This is a genomic window from Pseudomonas sp. PVC-3-1 (genome assembly GCF_057444315.1).
Window position 1 is genome coordinate 1,179,408 of the sequence record NZ_CM172023.1, and the last position, 18,093, is coordinate 1,197,500.

The following is an 18,093-nucleotide window of genomic DNA, read 5'->3' on the forward strand; positions in this document are numbered from 1 at the left end:
GGTTGTGGACATTGCCTGTTTCCAACGGGATGTATTGATGCAAGGGCCGCCCCTCACCCCAGCCCTCTCCCTGCGGGAGAGGGCGTAGGTCTTGCCAGTTGACGCTGAGGTTTCAGCCGACACCGAACGGTCCCCTCTCCCGCTTGCGGGAGAGGGTTAGGGTGAGGGGCTTTTGATCTTCAGCGTGCTCCCGGGGATCCGGTTCGCGAGCAAGCTCGCTCCTACAGGACGAGAGTCTGGAGATGGGCTACATCTCGACGACGATCCGCCCTTCGATCTGCCCGGCGCGCATGCGGTCGAGGATGGCGTTGATGTCATCCAGCTTGCCGGCGGCGACGGTGGCCTTCACCAGGCCCTCGCCGGCGAAGTCCAGGGCTTCCTGCAGGTCCGCGCGAGTGCCGACGATGGAGCCGGTGATGTGCAGGCCCTTGAGCACCACATCGAAGATCGGCGTTGGGAAATCGCCCGGTGGCAGGCCGACCAGCGACACCGTGCCGCCACGGCGGGCCATGCCGATGCCCTGGCCAAAGGCGCTGTTGGATACGGCGGTGACGACCACGCCGTGGGCGCCGCCGATATCGCGCTGCACCACTTCGACCGGGTCTTCCTTCTTCGCATTGACGGTCAGGCTGGCGCCGAGCTTGCGCGCCAGTTCCAGCTTCGCGTCGTCGACATCCACGGCCACCACATGAAGGCCCATGGCCTTGGCGTACTGCACGGCGACGTGACCCAGGCCACCGATGCCGGAGATCGCCACCCATTGGCCAGGACGTGCCTCGGTTTCCTTCAGTGCCTTGTAGACGGTGACGCCTGCACAAAGAATCGGCGCAATCTCGGTAAAGCCGACATTCTTCGGCAGGATGCCGACATAGTTCGGGTCCGCCAGCACGTACTCGGCGTAGCCGCCGTTCACCGAGTAGCCGGTGTTCTGCTGGCTCTCGCAGAGGGTTTCCCAGCCGGTCAGGCAGTGCTCGCAGCAGCCGCAGGCAGTGTACAGCCAGGGCACGCCGACGCGGTCGCCTTCCTTCACGCGGGTCACGCCGGCACCGACGGCAGCGACGAAGCCGACGCCTTCATGGCCGGGAATGAACGGCAGGCTCGGCTTCACCGGCCAGTCGCCTTCGGCAGCGTGCAGGTCGGTGTGGCAGACGCCGGAGGCCTCGATCTTCACCAGTATCTGCCCGGGGCCGGGCAGCGGGACTTTGACTTCCTCGATCCGCAGTGGCTCGCCAAAGGCGTGGACGACAGCGGCTTTCATGGTCGTGGGCAGGGTCGTGGACATTGCGCTCGCTCCTTGAAGGGTGAGGGACCTGCCCCGTCCGGGCAGGTTCGTGTCAGACGAGTCTGAGCCTCTGAGCCTAGGCCATCTTGAGCTGCGGCAAGCTTTTCCCTTGTCTCTTGCGAAAGGTCTCGCGCCGTGCCGCTTGAGGTCGCCGTGGGCCTTGTCGCTGCCGGAATGACGAAATCGGGACCAACGGTCATGCCCAGTGCACTCCGGCGTGCCCTTTGCGGTATACTGCGCCGCCTTCAAGCCGGCACTGCCCGCCGGTTTGGCCACGTACAAGCCACGCCCTCACGGAGTCGTGGCTTGTTGGTTTCTGACGCGCCCAAGAGCGCACTTGAGAGAGGCACGACGATGAGCGCACTGGTTGGCGTGATCATGGGTTCGAAATCCGACTGGAGCACCCTGAGCCACACCGCAGACATGCTGGACAAGCTCGGCATTCCGTATGAAGTGAAGGTGGTTTCCGCCCACCGTACTCCGGACCTGCTGTTCCAGTACGCCGAAGAAGCCGATGGCCGCGGCATCGAAGTGATCATTGCCGGCGCCGGCGGTGCCGCCCACCTGCCGGGCATGTGCGCCGCCAAGACCCACCTGCCGGTTCTCGGCGTGCCGGTGCAGTCCTCCATGCTCTCGGGCGTCGATTCGCTGCTGTCCATCGTGCAGATGCCTGCGGGCGTCCCGGTCGCCACCCTGGCCATCGGCAAGGCCGGTGCCACCAACGCAGCCCTGCTGTCCGCCAGTATCCTGGGCGCCAAGTACCCCAAATACCATGAGGCGCTGAAGCAGTTCCGCGCCACCCAGACCGAGACGGTGCTGGACAATCCCGACCCGCGCGAGGCCTGAGCAGAACCATGAAGATCGGTGTCATCGGTGGCGGCCAGCTGGGCCGCATGCTGTCCCTGGCGGGCACTCCGCTGGGCATGAACTTCGCCTTCCTCGACCCGGCGCCGGACGCCTGCGCGCAGTCCCTGGGCGAGCACATCCGCGCCGACTACAGCGACCAGGACCACCTGCGCCAACTGGCCGATGAAGTCGACGTGGTGACCTTCGAGTTCGAGAGCGTGCCGGCCGAAACCGTGGCCTTCCTCTCGCAGTTCGTGCCGGTCTATCCGAACGCCGAGTCGCTGCGCATTGCCCGCGATCGCTGGTTCGAGAAGTCCATGTTCAAGGACCTGGGGATTCCGACCCCGTCCTTCGCCGACGTGCAATCCCAGGCCGACCTCGACGCCGCGGTAGCCAGCATCGGCCTGCCGGCGGTAATGAAGACCCGCACCCTGGGCTACGACGGCAAGGGCCAGAAAGTCCTGCGCAGGGCCGAGGACGTCACTGGCGCCTTTGCCGAACTGGGCAGCGTGCCGTGCATCCTCGAAGGCTTCGTGCCCTTCACCGGCGAAGTCTCGCTGGTGGCGGTACGCGCCCGCGATGGCGAGACGCGCTTCTACCCGCTGGTGCACAACACCCACGAGAACGGCATCCTGCGCCTGTCCGTGGCGAGCACCGACCACCCTCTGCAGGCACTGGCCGAAGACTACGTCGGCCGGGTGCTGGACAAGCTGCAGTACGTGGGCGTGATGGCGTTCGAGTTCTTCGAGGTCGACGGCGGCCTGAAGGCCAACGAGATCGCCCCGCGTGTGCACAACTCCGGCCACTGGACCATCGAAGGTTCCGAGTGCAGCCAGTTCGAGAACCACGTGCGGGCCATCGCCGGCCTGCCGCTGGGCTCGACGGCGAAAGTGGGCGAGAGCGCCATGCTCAACTTCATCGGCGAAGTGCCGCCGGTGGCCGAGGTGCTGAACATCGCCGACTGCCACCTGCACCACTACGGCAAGGCCTTCAAGGCCGGGCGCAAGGTTGGCCACGCCACCCTGCGCAGCGCCGACCTGCCGACCCTGAAGGCGCGCATTGCCGAGGTCGAGGCGCTGATCGCCAAGGGCTGACCGTTACGCTGCTCCGAACGAAGCCGCGTCAATCACTGACGCGGCTTTTTTCATGGTGGGCTCACGCATTGCTGTAAGGCCCGCGAAACACGGGTAGTCGCTCTGGATCGCGGCAAAACACGGAACGCTGGCGTTTCCTACACTGTCCCATGACAGGCGCGCACCCACCGCGCTCAACCCACAAGGAGGGACTGTCATGGGATTAATCGGAACCATCGTCATCGGCCTGATCGTAGGACTCATCGCTCGCTTTCTGAAGCCGGGCGACGACAGCATGGGCTGGATCATGACCATCCTGATCGGCATCGGCGGCTCGCTGCTGGCGACCTATGGCGGCCAGGCACTGGGCATCTATTCGGCCGGACAGGCGGCAGGCTTTATCGGCGCGGTGATCGGCGCCATCGTGCTGCTGGTCATTTACGGCCTGATCAAGAAGAATTGACGGTGATTTCCGGCCCTCTCCCGCTAGGGGGGAGGGTGCTGGAGGAATATCCCGCCTGTGCCCGACCGGGCCTTTCGAGTCCACGATGCGCCGATCATTGCTCGCCTGCTGTCTGATAGTGCTGACTTCCCTGGCGTCCGCCGCCGAACTCCCCGAAACCGACTGGCTTTCCCTGATGCCGCCCAGCGACCGCAAGGCGCTGGAAAACATGCCGGAAATTACCCACAACGGCCCCGAGGCCAACGGCACCTTCACCAACAAGGGCGGGCTGAAACAGACCGACAAGAAGCTGCCGCAGGTGATGTATTCGACCAAAACCGTTGCCGCGCTCAACGGCAAGGCGCTGCGCCTGGGCGGCTACCCCGTGCCCCTGGAAAACGACGCCAAGGGCCGCGTGACCGAGTTCTTCCTGGTGCCCTATCCGGGCGCCTGCATCCACGTGCCGCCGCCGCCGCCGAACCAGATCGTGCTGGTGCGCTACCCCAAGGGGATCCAGATCGACGATATCTACAACCCGATCTGGGTCAGCGGCACGCTGAAGGTCGAAACGGTCAGCAATGACCTGGCAGATGCGGCCTACGCCATCGACGACGCCAAGGTGCGGCCGGTGGAGGAGAGCGACCTGTAAGAGCTCTTCGTAGGAGCGAGCTTGCTCGCGAAGGGGTCTCGCAGCGGGGCACGTGTTCGCGAGCAAGCTCGCTCCTACACGCGCAATAAAAAAGCCCGGCGGATGCCGGGCTTTTTTATTGGAGGGCCGCAGGCGGATCAGCCTTACAGCGGCTCGCTCCAGATCTCCACGCTCATGGTTTCGCTGCGCCCTGGCGCGACGCTCAGGGCGTCGTCCATCACCCGTGCGGTCTCGATGCAGAGCATGTCCTTCCACGCGCCGTCGGCCATCTGCGACAGGCGCGCCGCCTTGTCGATCCAGGGGTTCCATACCACCGCCGAGCGCGAGCCACCGGCCTTGACGTGGATGGCCCGCTCCCAGAGCGGATCGCGGATCACCAGGGTCTTCTCCACATCCAGGTAGATGCGGTCGACTTCGCCAGCGAAGCGCACTACGCCGTGCTGCTGGCGCTCCTCCCAGTTCTGCATCGTGTCGATGTAGCGGTTGCCCTGCAGACCATCGATGACCGCCTCGCGGCAATCGCTGACGGCGAAGTAGGTGTGCAGCGCCTGGCTCAGCGGCAATGGGCTGTCGCCCAGGTTGTGAGTAGTCATTTCCAGGGTCAGGTGCTCGCCGAAGCGCATCACCAGTTCCAGCCGCGCCGCGTGTGACCAGCCCGGCAGGCCCTGGCTGGCATCGAAGCTGAAGTGCACGGAAAGCTGCCCCAGCTCGTCGGCGATGTCGTCCAGTTGCCAGTCCACTGCGCGCACCAGGCCGTGGGCCGGTGGCTTGTCGCCCCGGTAGGCGGTGCGGATTTCCACCGGGTTGCGTTCGAAGACGCCGAACCACGGCCAGCACACCGGCGCCCCGCCGCGCACGGATTGCCCGTGCTTGTACTCGGCGGTCTCGCTCAGCCAGACCACCGGCGGTTGCTCGTGGGGCTGATAGCTCAGCAGTTGCGCGCCCTGTTGGGCGATCAGGGCTTCACCATGGGCGGTGTGGATGCGCCAGCAGGACAGTTGGTCGACCTGCACCTGTTCGACGCGGGGCGTCTGGATTTCGCTGCTCATGGGGGTCTCCGGGACTGCGATGCGAAAGTTTCAGTATCACCGATCCTTCGCGCACCGGGCAGTTCCCGGAGAATGAAAAGATCAGCTCTGGCGCAGGTCTTCGAGGCGCTCCCGTTGCTGACCGTCGGCATCCAGGTTCGCGGCGTCCAGCCAGCGTTCGAAGGCCTGCTGGCAACGCGGCCATTCGCTGTCGATGATGGAGAACCAGGCAGTGTCACGATTGCGGTCCTTCACTACGGTGGCCTGGCGGAAGGTCCCCTCGAAAGTGAAGCCCAGTCGTGCAGCGGCGCGCATCGAGCGGGCGTTGAGCGCATTGCACTTCCATTCCAGGCGCCGGTAGCCCATCTCGAAGGCCCAGCGCGCCAGCAGGTAGACCGCCTCGGTGGAGGCCGGCGAGCGCTGCATCACGCGGCCGTAGGCGATGTGGCCGATCTCGATGCTGCCGTCCTTGGGGAAGATCCGCAGGTAGCTGAGCAGGCCCACCGCGCGGCCGCTCGCGCGGTCGATCACGGCGAAGAACAGCGGGTCATTGCTGGCCGCGTTGCCTGCCAGCCAGGCATCGAAGGGCGCGCGCTCGGCGAAGGGGCCATAGGGCAGGTAGTCCCACAGGACCGGATCGGAGTCCGGGCCTTGCAGCGCCTGCCACAGGTCATCGCCGTGGAGGGCGACGTCCAGTGGGACGAGGTTGATATGGCGGCCGGTCAGGGTGCGGCGCTCGGGGCTGGCGGCGGGGCGCCAGTCCAGCAGGGGTTGGTCGTTCATGGGCGCTCCGGCTCAGAGGACTTTGCGGTACTGGACGAACCCGGAGCGGTCGGCGATCCGGTCGTAGAGGAACATGGCGTCGGTGTTGCTCTCGTGGGTCAGCCAGTGCACCCGCGAGGCGCCATTGGTGCGGGCATCGGCGTAGACGTGCTCGATCAGCGCCGCACCAATGCCGCCGCCGCGCTGGCCTTCGGCGACGTACAGGTCCTGCAGATAGACGTAGTCGCCCTGGGTCCAGCAGGAGCGGTGGTAGATGAAGTGCACCATGCCGATGGCCTCGCCATCGCGCCAGGCGAGGGCGGCATGCATCGGTTCGGCCGCATCGAGAAAGCGCTGCCAGGTGACGGCTGTGGTGGCGTCGTCGATGGTGGTCTTGTAGAAGCGCTGATAACCCTGCCAGAGCGGCAACCAGGCGGCGTGATCATCGGCAGTGATCGGACGGATCTCGACAGCGGAAGACATGGTAAGGACCTTGTGTGCGTTGGGATGCTTCCAGCCTAGGCGCGTAATTGGTTCTGCTAAAGAGCCATTCATGATCAAATAAAAGGAACCATTGCCGCTGTCCTGGATGCTGTCCCATGAGTGTTCCACTGCCTTTCAATCCTTCCGGCATCCGCCTCGATCCCGCTCGCCCGCTGGGGCTGCAACTGTTCCAGGCGCTGCGCGAGCGCATCCTCGACGGCCGCCTGGCTGCCCGCTCGCGGCTCCCGGCCAGTCGGGACCTGGCGGCGTCGCTTAACGTCTCGCGCAATACCGTAGTGCGCGCCTACGAGCAGCTCTACGCCGAGGGCTATATCGAGGGCCGCACTGGCGATGGCACCTATGTGGCCGAGCGCGTGCAGCCCTCGGTCGATGCGCTACGCAACCAGGCGCGCAGCCCGGATGCGCCGTCCCTGGAGCGACTGGCGCGGCATCACCTGCCCATGCCGCCCACCGGCGCGCCACGGGCGTTCCGGGTCGGCGTACCGGCTTTCGACCTCTTTCCCTTCGATACCTGGGCGCGGCTGCAGGCGCGCTTCTGGCGCGACCCGCCGCTGGATTGCCTGGGCTACGGTGACCCGGCCGGCGAGCAGCGCCTGCGTGAACTGGTCGCCGCCTACCTGCGGACTACGCGCGGCCTGCACTGCGACGCCGGGCAGATCATCATCACCAGTGGCGCCCAGCAGGGCATCGCGCTGTGCGCCCAGGTGCTGCTCGCTGCTGGCGATGGTGCGGCCATCGAGAACCCCGGCTACCGTGCGGCCGGCCACGCCTTCGCCACGGCGGGGGCGCGTTTGCACGGCGTGGCGGTAGACGCCGATGGCCTCTGTACCGAGCAGTTGGCGCAGTTACCCGATTGCCGGCTGGTCTACGTCACGCCGTCGCACCAGTACCCCACCGGTGTGACCCTTTCGCTGGCGCGGCGCCTGGAGTTGCTGGAGTGGGCCGAGCGCAGCAATGGCTGGATCGTCGAGGATGACTACGACGGTGAGTACCGCTACAGCGGAACGCCACTGATGCCGCTGGCCGCACTGGATCGCCATGATCGCGTGCTGTACGTGGGCACCTTCTGCAAGATCGCCTTCCCGGCGCTGCGCCTGGGTTACCTCGTTGTACCGCCGGCGCTGGCGCAGGCCTTCGCCCGGCGGCGTGCGCTGGATGTGCGCCATTCCGAGGTAGGCACCCAGCGAGTGATGGCCGACTTCATCGCCGAAGGGCATTTCCAGCGCCACGTCCGGCGCATGCGCCGGGCCGCGCGCAGCCGTCGCGACGCGTTGCTGCGCGGCTGGCCGGAAGTAACAGGCTGCGCGCCGATGCCGACTGTGGAGGCGGGCTTGCACTTGTGCGTGCGGGTCGACAGCCGCGAGCGTGAGCTGGCGTTGGTGCAGCGCGCGGCGGCCGTTGGCGTGGAAGTGAATGCGCTGAGTGATTACTGGCTGCCGGAGTTCGTCGAGCCGGCGGATGAGCGTGCTGGCCTGGTCCTTGGATTCGCCGCCGTGCCGGAGGCGCGGATTGCCGAGGCGCTCAAGGCGTTGCGCAAGGCCTGGGCCTGATTCGGGCATTTGCAAGGCCGAAGAGCCCCTCTCCCCAGCCCTCTCCCTGAAGGGAGACGGAGCGATTCGGCGTGTGCGGAGACCACCAATCTCGCCGGTGTCACAACAGGGTGCGCTTGATACGGATATCCCCTCTCCCTTCAGGGAGAGGGGAGAGGGTTAGGGAGAGGGAAAGGAGCCAAGCCCACATCTCGAAGTTGAACTGAGTTCCCCGTACCTTGTAACTCCGAGCTATTTCCTTAGCTGCCTTACGAAGTTGGCGAGAGCCACTACGCTCCCTAGAATATCGCCCCTCTCGAAAATACCCCGGAGCCGCCATGAGCCTAGCCCTGTCCACCGTCCCCGAGCGCAAGTCGCCTGCGCCCTGGGTCGCCTTCCTCCTGCTGCTGGTGGGCGCACTGTTCCTCGCCCAGCTGGTGAGCGGCCGGCAGGCCCTGCTGTTCCTGGTCGGTGGCGCGCTGGGGCTGACGCTCTACCACGCCGCCTTCGGCTTCACGTCCGCCTGGCGCGTGTTCATCCGTGAGCGCCGCGGTGCGGGCCTGCGCGCGCAGATGGTGATGCTGGCGATCGCGGTGCTGCTGTTCTTTCCAGCACTGGCCGCTGGCACGCTGTTCGGCGAGCCGGTGAAAGGGCTGGTGTCGCCGGCTGGCACGTCGGTCATCGTCGGCGCCTTCATCTTCGGCATCGGCATGCAGTTGGGCGGCGGCTGCGCCTCCGGCACGCTGTTCACCGTGGGCGGCGGCAACGCGCGGATGCTGGTGACGCTGCTGTTCTTCATCATCGGCTCGGTGGTCGCCACCCATCACATCGGCTGGTGGTTCGCGCTGCCATCGTTGCCGCCGACCTCCATCGTGCAGACGCTGGGCCTGTTCCCGGCACTGGCGCTGAGCCTGGCGCTGTTCGCCGGCATCGCGGCCATCAGCGTCGTGCTGGAGCGCCGCCGCCATGGCGTGCTGGAGCTGATCGCCAGCAACGGTGAGCAGGGTGCCGGTCGGCTCTTCCGCGGCCCCTGGCCATTGGTGTGGGGCGCTGTGGCGCTGGCGTTGCTGAACTTCGCCACCCTGGCGCTGGCCGGGCGTCCGTGGGGCGTCACCTCGGCCTTTGCCCTGTGGGGCGCAAAGGCGTTCGAGAGCGTCGGTATCGCCGTCGACCAGTGGGCCTTCTGGCAGGTCGAAGCCAACGCCAAGGCGCTGGCCGCACCGGTCTGGCAGGACGTCACCAGCGTGATGGACTTCGGCATCATGATCGGCGCGCTGCTGGCCGCCGGCCTCGCCGGGCGTTTCGCGCCGAGCTTGAAGATCCCCGCGCGCTCGCTGATTGCGGCGGTGATCGGCGGCCTGCTGCTGGGCTACGGCGCGCGCCTGGCCTACGGCTGCAACATCGGCGCGTACTTCAGCGGCATCGCCTCCGGCAGCCTGCACGGCTGGCTGTGGCTGGTGGCGGCGTTCTTCGGCAACGCGGTGGGCGTGCGCCTGCGGCCGATTTTCTTCCCCGCCGAGCGTGTGGAAGAGCGCCTGACCGGCTGCTGAGTCAGGCAGGGCGGGGCGTCTCGCACTCCGCCCAGTAGGTCTGCTTGTGGCCGCGGGCCTGGTAGTCCCGCGCCAGGGCTTCGGCCTCGGCGCGGGTCAACTGGCGGCGCATGACGAAGCGGTTGCCGTTGTCGTCCAGGCGCAGCAGGCACCAGTCCCGCTGCTCAGGCATCGAAGGTCGAAGTCTTGCGCAGGCGCAGCGCGAGCAGGATCAGCAGGACACCGAAGAACACCGAGTAGGCGCCGATCACCCAGGCCACGGCAATCGCCCCGGCGCCGGGGTTACCGATCATCAGCACGCCGAACAGCACTGACACCGCGCCGGAAAGCCCCAGCCACCACTCGTTCTGCAGCGCCTTGCGCAGGCGGATCGCCGCGATGATCTGCAGTACGCCCATCACCAGCGCCCAGCCGGCGATCAGCATTAGCAGGCCCAATGCGGTCAGCTGCGGCCAGAGGAAGGCGACCAGCCCGGCCGCGATCCCCAGCAATCCCACCAGCACCAGTGGCCACAAGGGCCGGCCGGATTCGCGCATCTGCGCGGCGGCGATCAGGGTGAACAGGCCGTCGACGAAGGCGTATGCGCCGAAGAACAGCACCATCACTGTCAGCACGATGCCCGGCCAGACCATGGCCAGGATGCCGAACAGCAGGGCGGCGACGCCGCGCAGGGCGATCCATTTCCAGTGGCGACCCAGGGCCTGCCAGAGCGGGTGTTGCGACATGGTGCGATCCTCGCGAGGGGTATGGCTCAAACCATAGTCCCTCGCGTTCTCGATCGCTTGCGCCAAGTCACGCCGTGATCTGTAGGAGCGAGCTTGCTCGCGAACTGAGTTCACCGGCAGCGCCATCGCTGGGCGGTTCGCGAGCAAGCTCGCTCCTACAACGAGAATCCAAAAAAGAAAGCCCGGCACGGGCCGGGCTGTGGAAGGCCCGTCGCAACGGGCAGGTGCCGTCAGGCGACGTCACCGGGGAGAGCGGCTGCGACACATCCGGCGCGGATTCTGCGATCCTTGCGGGTTGGAGTGTGGCGTAGCGATGAACGGTACGGGCCCGGCCATGCGGGCGCCTCGGAGGTGTTGATGCAGCGCAGCATATTCTTAGTTGATTGAGCGTTCAATAAAAAACGAATAGACTGGCCCACATTATCGCCGGACGGCACAGGTACGCCCGGCGAAGAGGAGATTGAAAAATGCCCAAGGTCGGTATGCAGCCGATTCGCCGCTCCCAGCTGATCCACGCGACCCTCGAGGCGGTGGACCAGGTGGGCATGAGCGACGCCAGCATCGCCCTGATTGCCCGCCTCGCGGGGGTCTCCAACGGCATCATCAGCCACTACTTCCAGGACAAGAACGGGCTGCTGGAAGCGACGATGCGACATTTGATGTCGGCATTGAGCAAGGCTGTCGCCGAGCGCCGCGCTACCTTGCGCAACGACGAACCGCGCTCGCACCTGCGGGCCATCATCGCCGGCAACTTCGACAGCTCCCAGGTCAACGGCCCGGCCATGAAGACCTGGCTGGCGTTCTGGGCGACCAGCATGCACCAGCCGGCGTTGCGCCGATTGCAGCGGATCAACGACCACCGGCTGTATTCGAACCTGTGCAGCCAGTTCCGCCGCGAACTGCCGCTGGCCCAGGCCCGCAGCGCCGCTCGCGGGCTGGCCGCGCTGATCGACGGCCTCTGGCTGCGGGGCGCGCTCTCGGGCGACGCCTTCGACACCGAGCAGGCGTTGGCGATTGCCTACGACTACCTCGACCAACAACTGGCCAAGCGCCCCGGATAGTGGGCGCAGCCTTGCGCTGACACCGACAAGAGAGGACCACCGCACCATGGCTCGATTCGAAGTACAGAAGCTCTACATTGGCGGTCGCTACGTGGAAGCCACCAGCGGCGCCACCTTCGAGACCATCAATCCGGCCAACGGTGAAGTCCTCGCCCAGGTACAACGCGCCTCGAAGGAAGACGTCGAGCGCGCCGTGCAGGCAGCGGTGGAAGGGCAGAAAGTCTGGGCGGCGATGACCGCCATGCAGCGCTCGCGCATTCTGCGCCGCGCCGTGGACATCCTCCGCGAGCGCAACGACGAACTGGCGGAGCTGGAAACCCTCGACACCGGCAAGCCGTTGGCCGAAACCCGTTTCGTCGACATCGTCACTGGTGCCGACGTGCTCGAGTACTACGCCGGCCTGGTGCCTGCCATCGAAGGCGAGCAGATCCCGCTGCGCGACACCAGCTTTGTCTACACCCGCCGCGAGCCGCTGGGTGTGGTTGCCGGCATCGGCGCCTGGAACTATCCGATCCAGATCGCCCTGTGGAAATCCGCCCCCGCCCTGGCCGCTGGCAACGCGATGATCTTCAAGCCCAGCGAAGTCACCCCGCTGACCGCGCTGAAACTCGCCGAGGTCTATACCGAAGCCGGCCTGCCTGATGGCGTGTTCAACGTGCTGACCGGCAGCGGCCGCGAGGTTGGCCAGTGGCTGACCGAGCATCCGGTGATCGAGAAGATTTCCTTCACCGGCGGCACCTCCACTGGCAAGAAGGTCATGGCCAGCGCTTCCAGCTCCTCGCTCAAGGAAGTCACCATGGAGCTGGGTGGCAAGTCGCCGCTGATCATCTTCGAGGATGCCAACCTCGACCGCGCCGCCGACATCGCCGTCATGGCCAACTTCTTCAGCTCCGGCCAGGTCTGCACCAACGGCACCCGCGTGTTCATCCCGCGGAACCTGCAGGCGCGCTTCGAAGCCAAGGTGCTGGAGCGCGTGAAGCGCATCCGCCTGGGCAACCCGCAGGACGAAAACACCAACTTCGGTCCGCTGGTGAGCTTCCCGCACATGGAGAGCGTTCTCTCCTATATCGAGTCCGGCAAGGAACAGAAGGCCCGCCTGCTGTGCGGTGGTGAGCGCGTCACCCATGGCGAGTTCGGCCAGGGCGCGTATGTCGCCCCGACCGTGTTCACCGATTGCCGTGACGACATGACCATCGTCCGCGAGGAAATCTTCGGGCCGGTCATGAGCATCCTCGTCTACGACACCGAAGACGAGGCCATCCGCCGCGCCAACGACACCGAGTACGGTCTCGCCGCCGGCGTCGTCACCCAGGACCTGGCCCGCGCGCACCGGGCGATCCACCGCCTGGAAGCGGGCATCTGCTGGATCAACACCTGGGGCGAGTCGCCGGCCGAGATGCCGGTTGGCGGATACAAGCAATCGGGTGTCGGTCGTGAGAACGGCCTGACCACCCTGGCTCATTACACTCGCATCAAATCCGTACAGGTAGAGCTGGGCGACTACACCTCGGTGTTCTGATCGCCGCGATCGAGCCATGAAAGGCCGGTCGCAGGCATGACTCCCTGACCACCGGCCATCCCTAACACGCAGACACCGGCGCGCACGCGTCGCGGGCGGTGTCGTGCCTGAAAAAGAGGAAGGCCTGCATGTCCCAGGAATACGACTACATCATCATCGGCGCCGGTTCCGCCGGTAACGTACTGGCTACCCGCCTGACCGAAGACGCCGACGTCAGCGTCCTGCTGCTCGAAGCCGGCGGCCCGGACTACCGTGCCGACTTCCGCACGCAGATGCCCGCCGCGCTGGCGTACCCGCTGCAGGGTCGCCGCTACAATTGGGCCTACCTGACCGACCCGGAACCGCACATGAACAACCGCCGCATGGAGTGCGGGCGCGGCAAGGGCCTGGGCGGCTCCTCGCTGATCAACGGCATGTGCTACATCCGCGGCAACGCCATGGACTTCGACGGCTGGGCGCAGGAGAAGGGCCTGGAGGACTGGACCTACCTCGACTGCCTGCCGTACTTCCGCAAGGCCGAGACCCGCGATATCGGCCCCAACGACTACCACGGCGGCAGCGGCCCGGTGAGCGTCACCACGCCCAAGGCTGGCAACAACCCGCTGTTCCACGCCATGGTCGAGGCCGGCGTGCAGGCGGGTTATCCGCGTACCGAGGACCTCAACGGTTATCAGCAGGAAGGCTTCGGTCCGATGGACCGCACCGTCACCCCACAGGGCCGCCGCGCCAGTACCGCCCGTGGCTACCTGGACCAGGCCCGCGAGCGCCCGAACCTGACCATCGTCACCCACGCCCTGACCGACCGCATCCTGTTCAGCGGCAAGCGCGCCATCGGCGCGACCTATCTGCACGGTGATGACAACGCGCTGAAGGAGGTCCGCGCACGCCGCGAAGTGCTGGTTTGCTCCGGCGCCATTGCTTCTCCGCAGTTGCTGCAGCGCTCCGGCGTCGGTCCGGCCGCCTTGCTACGCGATCTGGGCATCGAGGTTGTGCATGACCTGCCCGGAGTCGGCCAGAACCTCCAGGACCACCTGGAGATGTACCTGCAGTACGCCTGCAAGCAGCCGGTGTCGCTGTACCCGGCCTTGCAATGGTGGAACCAGCCGCAGATCGGTGCGGAATGGATGTTCCTCGGCACGGGGCTGGGTGCGAGTAACCAGTTCGAGGCCGGCGGCTTCATCCGCAGCCGCCCGGAATTCGAGTGGCCGAACATCCAGTACCACTTCCTGCCGGTCGCCATTAACTACAACGGCAGCAACGCGGTGAGCGAGCACGGCTTCCAGGCCCACGTCGGCTCCATGCGCTCTCCCAGCCGTGGGCGAATCAATCTGGCATCTCGCGATCCGCGCAAGCACCCGAGCATCCTGTTCAACTACATGTCCTGCGAGCAGGACTGGCAGGAATTCCGCGACGGCATCCGTCTCACCCGCGAGATCATGAACCAGCCGGCGCTGGACCCGTACCGTGGTCGCGAGATCAGTCCGGGCCTGGACAAGCAGAGCGATGCCGACCTGGATGCATTCATCCGCGAGCATGCGGAAACGGCCTTCCACCCGTCGTGCTCCTGCAAGATGGGCGAAGACGACATGGCGGTGGTCGATGGCGAGGGCCGCGTGCACGGTATGCAGGGGCTGCGAGTGATCGATGCGTCGATCATGCCGTTGATCATCACCGGCAACCTCAACGCCACCACCATCATGATGGCCGAGAAGCTCGCCGATAAGGTGCGCGGTCGCCCGTCGCTGCCGCGCAGCACCGCCGACTACTACAAGGCCAACGGCGCGCCGGTGCGCGGAAAACCGCAGCGCTGACTCTGAAAGAAAGAAACGAAGGCAGAGACGAAAACGCCGGCAAGAGAGCCGGCGTTTTCAGTTATCAGCCACGACGCGGAGGAACCGGGCGGGTACGACCGCTGCCGTCGATGGCGACGAAGACGAACACCGCCTCGGTGACCTTGCGCCATTCGCTGGATAGCGGATCGTCGCTCCAAACTTCGACCAGCATGCGGATCGAGCTGCGGCCCACTTCCAGGGTCTGGGTATAGAAGGAGAGCTGCGCGCCGACAGCGACCGGAACCAGGAAGGCCATGCGGTCGATGGCTACCGTGGCCACGCGGCCTCCGGCAATGCGGCTGGACATGGCGGTTCCGGCGAGATCCATCTGCGCCACCAGCCAGCCACCGAAGATGTCGCCAAAGCCGTTGGTCTCGCGCGGCAGGGCGGTGATCTGCAGGGCAAGGTCGCCCTGCGGGATGGGATCTTCTTGTTCAAGCTCGATCATAGGTAAGGGCCTCTTGCCCCCGGCGTACTCATGGTGAGGTTATGGAAAAACTCTCCCAAGACACCTGCCGGCGCAAGGCCTTGGGACAGCTTTTGATCGGCCTGCCAGCATTATATAGAAGCAGGGGCCTGTGCGACGACCGCGGAAATTCGAGAAATTCCCGCGGGCGCGGCCGCTGTGTCGCCTCCGCGCAATTTGCTATGGTGCGGCACCTGCGGCTGCCGGCCGCAGCCTCCTTGCCTGCAGAGATAACAAGCACCATGCCTTCTGTGAACGCTCCTGCCGCGCCCGCGTCACGTCCGTTGACCCGCAGCGACTACAAGACTCTTTCGTTGTCCGCCCTGGGCGGCGCCCTGGAGTTTTACGACTTCATCATCTTCGTGTTCTTCGCCACCGTGGTCGGCAAGCTGTTCTTTCCCGCCGACATGCCCGACTGGCTGCGTCAGTTGCAGACTTTCGGACTGTTCGCCGCCGGCTACCTGGCCCGCCCATTGGGCGGTGTGGTGATGGCGCACTTCGGCGACCTGCTGGGCCGCAAGAAGATGTTCACCCTGAGCATCTTCCTGATGGCTGTCCCGACGCTGATCATGGGCCTGCTGCCGACCTACGCACAGATTGGTATCTGGGCGCCGCTGGCGCTCCTTCTGCTGCGCGTCATCCAGGGTGCGGCCATAGGTGGTGAAGTGCCGGGCGCCTGGGTGTTCGTGGCCGAGCACGTCCCGCATCGCCATGTGGGCTATGCCTGCGGCACGCTCACGTCGGGTCTGACCGCGGGCATCCTTATCGGTTCGCTGGTGGCGACCCTGATCAACAGCGTCTACAGCGCCGAGGAGGTTCAAGGCTACGCCTGGCGTATCCCGTTCCTGCTGGGCGGCATCTTCGGCCTGTTCTCTGTCTACCTGCGCCGCTGGCTGCACGAGACACCGGTGTTCGCCGAACTGCAGCTGCGCAAACAACTGGCCGAGGAAGTCCCGCTGGGCGTGGTGGTGCGTGAGCATCGTCCGGCCATCGTGCTGTCCATGCTGCTGACCTGGGTGCTTTCCGCCGGCATCGTGGTGGTGATCCTGATGACCCCATCGGTACTGCAGACCGTCTACGGCTTCGACGCGGCGACCTCGCTGAAGGCCAACAGCGTGGCGATCGTCTGCCTGAGCGTGGGCTGTATCCTTTCCGGCCGTCTGGCCGATCGCTTCGGCGCAGGTCGCACCTTTATATATGGAAGCATTCTGCTGGGTGTTGTCTCCTGGACTTTCTACACCAGCTTGAAGGTACACCCGGACTGGTTGTTCCCGCTGTATGCGGTCACCGGCCTGTGCGTCGGCGTCATCGGCGCGGTGCCTTACGTGATGGTCAACGCCTTCCCGGCGGTCGTGCGCTTCACCGGCCTGTCCTTCTCTTACAACCTGGCATACGCCATCTTCGGTGGCCTGACGCCCATGGTCGTCGCCCTCCTTATGAAAGAAGACCCGCTGGGTCCGGCCTACTACGTGGTCGCCCTGTGCGTGGTTGGCTTGCTGGTGGGTACCTATCTGCTGCGCCAGGAGCGCCGACTGGTAGGGCAGGGGATGGCGGCAAACTGATCGAGCGGACAGTTTTTTGAAGAAAGTTTAAATTAGTCGTTGACGGCCCATTTAAACTCCCTATAATGCGCACCACTCCCAGCGACGAAGCGCTGAAAGAACTTGAAAATCAAGTACTTACAGAGATTCGAAGTTGAGAGTGGTGGTCAGGCAGGTGATTCACTTGTCGCTTTTCATTAGCTGCCCGGCAGCGAGCTGAAAAGAAGATCGCCGAGGTGGTTGACAGCGAGTTTGATCGCTGTAGAATGCGCCTCCCGCTGATGAGAAGGTTTCCTTCGCTGAAGCACAAGCGATTGAGTAGAAAAGAAATTTTCGAAAAATAAAGCTTGACGAAAGATGAGGTTAGCGTACAATGCGCGCCTCGGTTGAGACGAAAGCCTTAACCAACTGCTCTTTAACAAGTTGAATCAAGCAATTCGTGTGGGTGCTTGTGATGTAAGACTGATGATCGACTGATTATCAGCAACGCAAGTAACACTCGTGAATTCGAGAGTTTTAGCTCTTTAAATAGAGCATGCGATTGCTGAGCCAAGTTTAGGGTTTTCTCAAAACCCAAGCAGTATTGAACTGAAGAGTTTGATCATGGCTCAGATTGAACGCTGGCGGCAGGCCTAACACATGCAAGTCGAGCGGATGAGTGGAGCTTGCTCCATGATTCAGCGGCGGACGGGTGAGTAATGCCTAGGAATCTGCCTGGTAGTGGGGGACAACGTTTCGAAAGGAACGCTAATACCGCATACGTCCTACGGGAGAAAGCAGGGGACCTTCGGGCCTTGCGCTATCAGATGAGCCTAGGTCGGATTAGCTAGTTGGTGGGGTAAAGGCCTACCAAGGCGACGATCCGTAACTGGTCTGAGAGGATGATCAGTCACACTGGAACTGAGACACGGTCCAGACTCCTACGGGAGGCAGCAGTGGGGAATATTGGACAATGGGCGAAAGCCTGATCCAGCCATGCCGCGTGTGTGAAGAAGGTCTTCGGATTGTAAAGCACTTTAAGTTGGGAGGAAGGGCAGTAAGTTAATACCTTGCTGTTTTGACGTTACCAACAGAATAAGCACCGGCTAACTTCGTGCCAGCAGCCGCGGTAATACGAAGGGTGCAAGCGTTAATCGGAATTACTGGGCGTAAAGCGCGCGTAGGTGGTTTGGTAAGATGGATGTGAAATCCCCGGGCTCAACCTGGGAACTGCATCCATAACTGCCTGACTAGAGTACGGTAGAGGGTGGTGGAATTTCCTGTGTAGCGGTGAAATGCGTAGAT

Annotated in this window: 17 protein-coding genes and 1 rRNA gene (1 of these 18 cut by a window edge); 11 read left to right on the top strand and 7 right to left on the bottom strand. The window is 64.7% G+C overall.

Features of this window, described 5'->3' with window-relative positions:
- Positions 1 to 247: 247 nt before the first annotated feature.
- Positions 248 to 1,282: an alcohol dehydrogenase AdhP gene (gene adhP / locus AC2T4A_RS05580; RefSeq protein WP_038803792.1), complete on the bottom strand. Its 1,035-nt coding sequence runs from the start codon at positions 1,280 to 1,282 to the stop codon at positions 248 to 250.
- 354 nt (positions 1,283 to 1,636) lie between these two features.
- Between adhP and purE the strand changes: the two genes are divergently transcribed.
- The 4 genes from purE (at position 1,637) to AC2T4A_RS05600 (ending at position 4,292) form a co-directional block, all read left to right on the top strand.
- Positions 1,637 to 2,128: a 5-(carboxyamino)imidazole ribonucleotide mutase gene (gene purE, locus AC2T4A_RS05585; protein ID WP_024766741.1), complete on the top strand. Its 492-nt coding sequence runs from the start codon at positions 1,637 to 1,639 to the stop codon at positions 2,126 to 2,128.
- An 8-nt stretch (positions 2,129 to 2,136) separates the two neighbouring features.
- A complete protein-coding gene (locus AC2T4A_RS05590) occupies positions 2,137 to 3,222 on the top strand; it encodes a 5-(carboxyamino)imidazole ribonucleotide synthase (RefSeq protein ID WP_486742892.1) in 1,086 nt (361 codons plus the stop codon).
- Between the two features lie 196 nt (positions 3,223 to 3,418).
- Entirely contained in the window at positions 3,419 to 3,664 is a 246-nt protein-coding gene (locus AC2T4A_RS05595) for a GlsB/YeaQ/YmgE family stress response membrane protein (RefSeq protein ID WP_169935442.1), read from the top strand.
- An 85-nt stretch (positions 3,665 to 3,749) separates the two neighbouring features.
- Complete coding sequence (locus tag AC2T4A_RS05600; RefSeq protein WP_416744342.1) at positions 3,750 to 4,292, top strand: DUF3299 domain-containing protein; 543 nt, start codon at positions 3,750 to 3,752, stop codon at positions 4,290 to 4,292.
- A gap of 143 nt (positions 4,293 to 4,435) precedes the next feature.
- Here AC2T4A_RS05600 and AC2T4A_RS05605 read toward each other — a convergent pair whose 3' ends face one another.
- From AC2T4A_RS05605 to AC2T4A_RS05615, 3 genes are all read right to left on the bottom strand, one after another.
- Positions 4,436 to 5,341 (bottom strand): D-hexose-6-phosphate mutarotase, encoded by a 906-nt coding sequence (locus AC2T4A_RS05605; protein WP_416744344.1) that lies wholly within the window; start codon positions 5,339 to 5,341, stop codon positions 4,436 to 4,438.
- An 81-nt stretch (positions 5,342 to 5,422) separates the two neighbouring features.
- Positions 5,423 to 6,103: a GNAT family N-acetyltransferase gene (locus AC2T4A_RS05610; RefSeq protein ID WP_486742893.1), complete on the bottom strand. Its 681-nt coding sequence runs from the start codon at positions 6,101 to 6,103 to the stop codon at positions 5,423 to 5,425.
- Between the two features lie 12 nt (positions 6,104 to 6,115).
- On the bottom strand, positions 6,116 to 6,565 hold the full coding sequence (locus tag AC2T4A_RS05615) for a GNAT family N-acetyltransferase (RefSeq protein WP_486742894.1): 450 nt from the start codon (positions 6,563 to 6,565) through the stop codon (positions 6,116 to 6,118).
- A gap of 116 nt (positions 6,566 to 6,681) precedes the next feature.
- Between AC2T4A_RS05615 and pdxR the strand changes: the two genes are divergently transcribed.
- On the top strand, positions 6,682 to 8,136 hold the full coding sequence (gene pdxR, locus AC2T4A_RS05620; protein WP_486742895.1) for a MocR-like pyridoxine biosynthesis transcription factor PdxR: 1,455 nt from the start codon (positions 6,682 to 6,684) through the stop codon (positions 8,134 to 8,136).
- Positions 8,137 to 8,453: 317 nt separating this feature from the next.
- Positions 8,454 to 9,665: a YeeE/YedE family protein gene (locus tag AC2T4A_RS05625; RefSeq protein WP_416744351.1), complete on the top strand. Its 1,212-nt coding sequence runs from the start codon at positions 8,454 to 8,456 to the stop codon at positions 9,663 to 9,665.
- A gap of 1 nt (position 9,666) precedes the next feature.
- Here the strand turns inward: AC2T4A_RS05625 and AC2T4A_RS05630 are convergent, their stop codons facing one another.
- The gene (locus AC2T4A_RS05630) at positions 9,667 to 9,837 is read right to left on the bottom strand and encodes a hypothetical protein (protein ID WP_416744352.1); all 171 of its coding nucleotides are present in this window, start codon (positions 9,835 to 9,837) and stop codon (positions 9,667 to 9,669) included.
- On the bottom strand, positions 9,830 to 10,390 hold the full coding sequence (locus AC2T4A_RS05635) for an HdeD family acid-resistance protein (protein ID WP_486742896.1): 561 nt from the start codon (positions 10,388 to 10,390) through the stop codon (positions 9,830 to 9,832). The genes AC2T4A_RS05630 and AC2T4A_RS05635 overlap by 8 nt, the downstream gene beginning before the upstream one ends.
- Before the next feature lie 467 nt (positions 10,391 to 10,857).
- On the opposite strand from AC2T4A_RS05635, the gene betI reads away from it, so the two are divergent.
- From betI to betA, 3 genes are all read left to right on the top strand, one after another.
- On the top strand, positions 10,858 to 11,451 hold the full coding sequence (gene betI / locus AC2T4A_RS05640) for a transcriptional regulator BetI (RefSeq protein WP_045214133.1): 594 nt from the start codon (positions 10,858 to 10,860) through the stop codon (positions 11,449 to 11,451).
- A gap of 46 nt (positions 11,452 to 11,497) precedes the next feature.
- Entirely contained in the window at positions 11,498 to 12,970 is a 1,473-nt protein-coding gene (gene betB, locus AC2T4A_RS05645) for a betaine-aldehyde dehydrogenase (RefSeq protein ID WP_486742897.1), read from the top strand.
- A 128-nt stretch (positions 12,971 to 13,098) separates the two neighbouring features.
- Positions 13,099 to 14,781: a choline dehydrogenase gene (gene betA / locus AC2T4A_RS05650; protein WP_416744356.1), complete on the top strand. Its 1,683-nt coding sequence runs from the start codon at positions 13,099 to 13,101 to the stop codon at positions 14,779 to 14,781.
- A gap of 64 nt (positions 14,782 to 14,845) precedes the next feature.
- Here betA and AC2T4A_RS05655 read toward each other — a convergent pair whose 3' ends face one another.
- Positions 14,846 to 15,250, bottom strand: a complete 405-nt coding sequence (locus tag AC2T4A_RS05655; RefSeq protein WP_017521585.1) for an acyl-CoA thioesterase — start codon at positions 15,248 to 15,250, stop codon at positions 14,846 to 14,848.
- Positions 15,251 to 15,510: 260 nt separating this feature from the next.
- Here AC2T4A_RS05655 and AC2T4A_RS05660 point away from each other — a divergent pair, with 260 nt between their 5' ends.
- Together AC2T4A_RS05660 and AC2T4A_RS05665 are read left to right on the top strand one after the other, a co-directional pair.
- Positions 15,511 to 16,830: an MFS transporter gene (locus tag AC2T4A_RS05660; protein WP_416744357.1), complete on the top strand. Its 1,320-nt coding sequence runs from the start codon at positions 15,511 to 15,513 to the stop codon at positions 16,828 to 16,830.
- Positions 16,831 to 17,394: 564 nt separating this feature from the next.
- Positions 17,395 to 18,093, top strand: a 16S ribosomal RNA gene (locus AC2T4A_RS05665); it runs 838 nt beyond the window's last position.

Excerpts from the sequence above, each read along its gene's own strand:
- AC2T4A_RS05660 (WP_416744357.1), top strand. The coding sequence starts at position 15,511 with ATGCCTTCTGTGAACGCTCCTGCCGCGCCCGCGTCACGTCCGTTGACC.
- AC2T4A_RS05635 (WP_486742896.1), bottom strand. The coding sequence starts at position 10,390 with ATGTCGCAACACCCGCTCTGGCAGGCCCTGGGTCGCCACTGGAAATGG.
- betB (WP_486742897.1), top strand. The coding sequence starts at position 11,498 with ATGGCTCGATTCGAAGTACAGAAGCTCTACATTGGCGGTCGCTACGTG.
- AC2T4A_RS05610 (WP_486742893.1), bottom strand. The coding sequence starts at position 6,103 with ATGAACGACCAACCCCTGCTGGACTGGCGCCCCGCCGCCAGCCCCGAG.
- AC2T4A_RS05600 (WP_416744342.1), top strand. The coding sequence starts at position 3,750 with ATGCGCCGATCATTGCTCGCCTGCTGTCTGATAGTGCTGACTTCCCTG.
- betA (WP_416744356.1), top strand. The coding sequence starts at position 13,099 with ATGTCCCAGGAATACGACTACATCATCATCGGCGCCGGTTCCGCCGGT.
- purE (WP_024766741.1), top strand. The coding sequence starts at position 1,637 with ATGAGCGCACTGGTTGGCGTGATCATGGGTTCGAAATCCGACTGGAGC.
- adhP (WP_038803792.1), bottom strand. The coding sequence starts at position 1,282 with ATGTCCACGACCCTGCCCACGACCATGAAAGCCGCTGTCGTCCACGCC.
- betI (WP_045214133.1), top strand. The coding sequence starts at position 10,858 with ATGCCCAAGGTCGGTATGCAGCCGATTCGCCGCTCCCAGCTGATCCAC.
- AC2T4A_RS05630 (WP_416744352.1), bottom strand. The coding sequence starts at position 9,837 with ATGCCTGAGCAGCGGGACTGGTGCCTGCTGCGCCTGGACGACAACGGC.
- AC2T4A_RS05625 (WP_416744351.1), top strand. The coding sequence starts at position 8,454 with ATGAGCCTAGCCCTGTCCACCGTCCCCGAGCGCAAGTCGCCTGCGCCC.
- AC2T4A_RS05605 (WP_416744344.1), bottom strand. The coding sequence starts at position 5,341 with ATGAGCAGCGAAATCCAGACGCCCCGCGTCGAACAGGTGCAGGTCGAC.
- AC2T4A_RS05615 (WP_486742894.1), bottom strand. The coding sequence starts at position 6,565 with ATGTCTTCCGCTGTCGAGATCCGTCCGATCACTGCCGATGATCACGCC.
- AC2T4A_RS05655 (WP_017521585.1), bottom strand. The coding sequence starts at position 15,250 with ATGATCGAGCTTGAACAAGAAGATCCCATCCCGCAGGGCGACCTTGCC.
- pdxR (WP_486742895.1), top strand. The coding sequence starts at position 6,682 with ATGAGTGTTCCACTGCCTTTCAATCCTTCCGGCATCCGCCTCGATCCC.
- AC2T4A_RS05590 (WP_486742892.1), top strand. The coding sequence starts at position 2,137 with ATGAAGATCGGTGTCATCGGTGGCGGCCAGCTGGGCCGCATGCTGTCC.
- AC2T4A_RS05595 (WP_169935442.1), top strand. The coding sequence starts at position 3,419 with ATGGGATTAATCGGAACCATCGTCATCGGCCTGATCGTAGGACTCATC.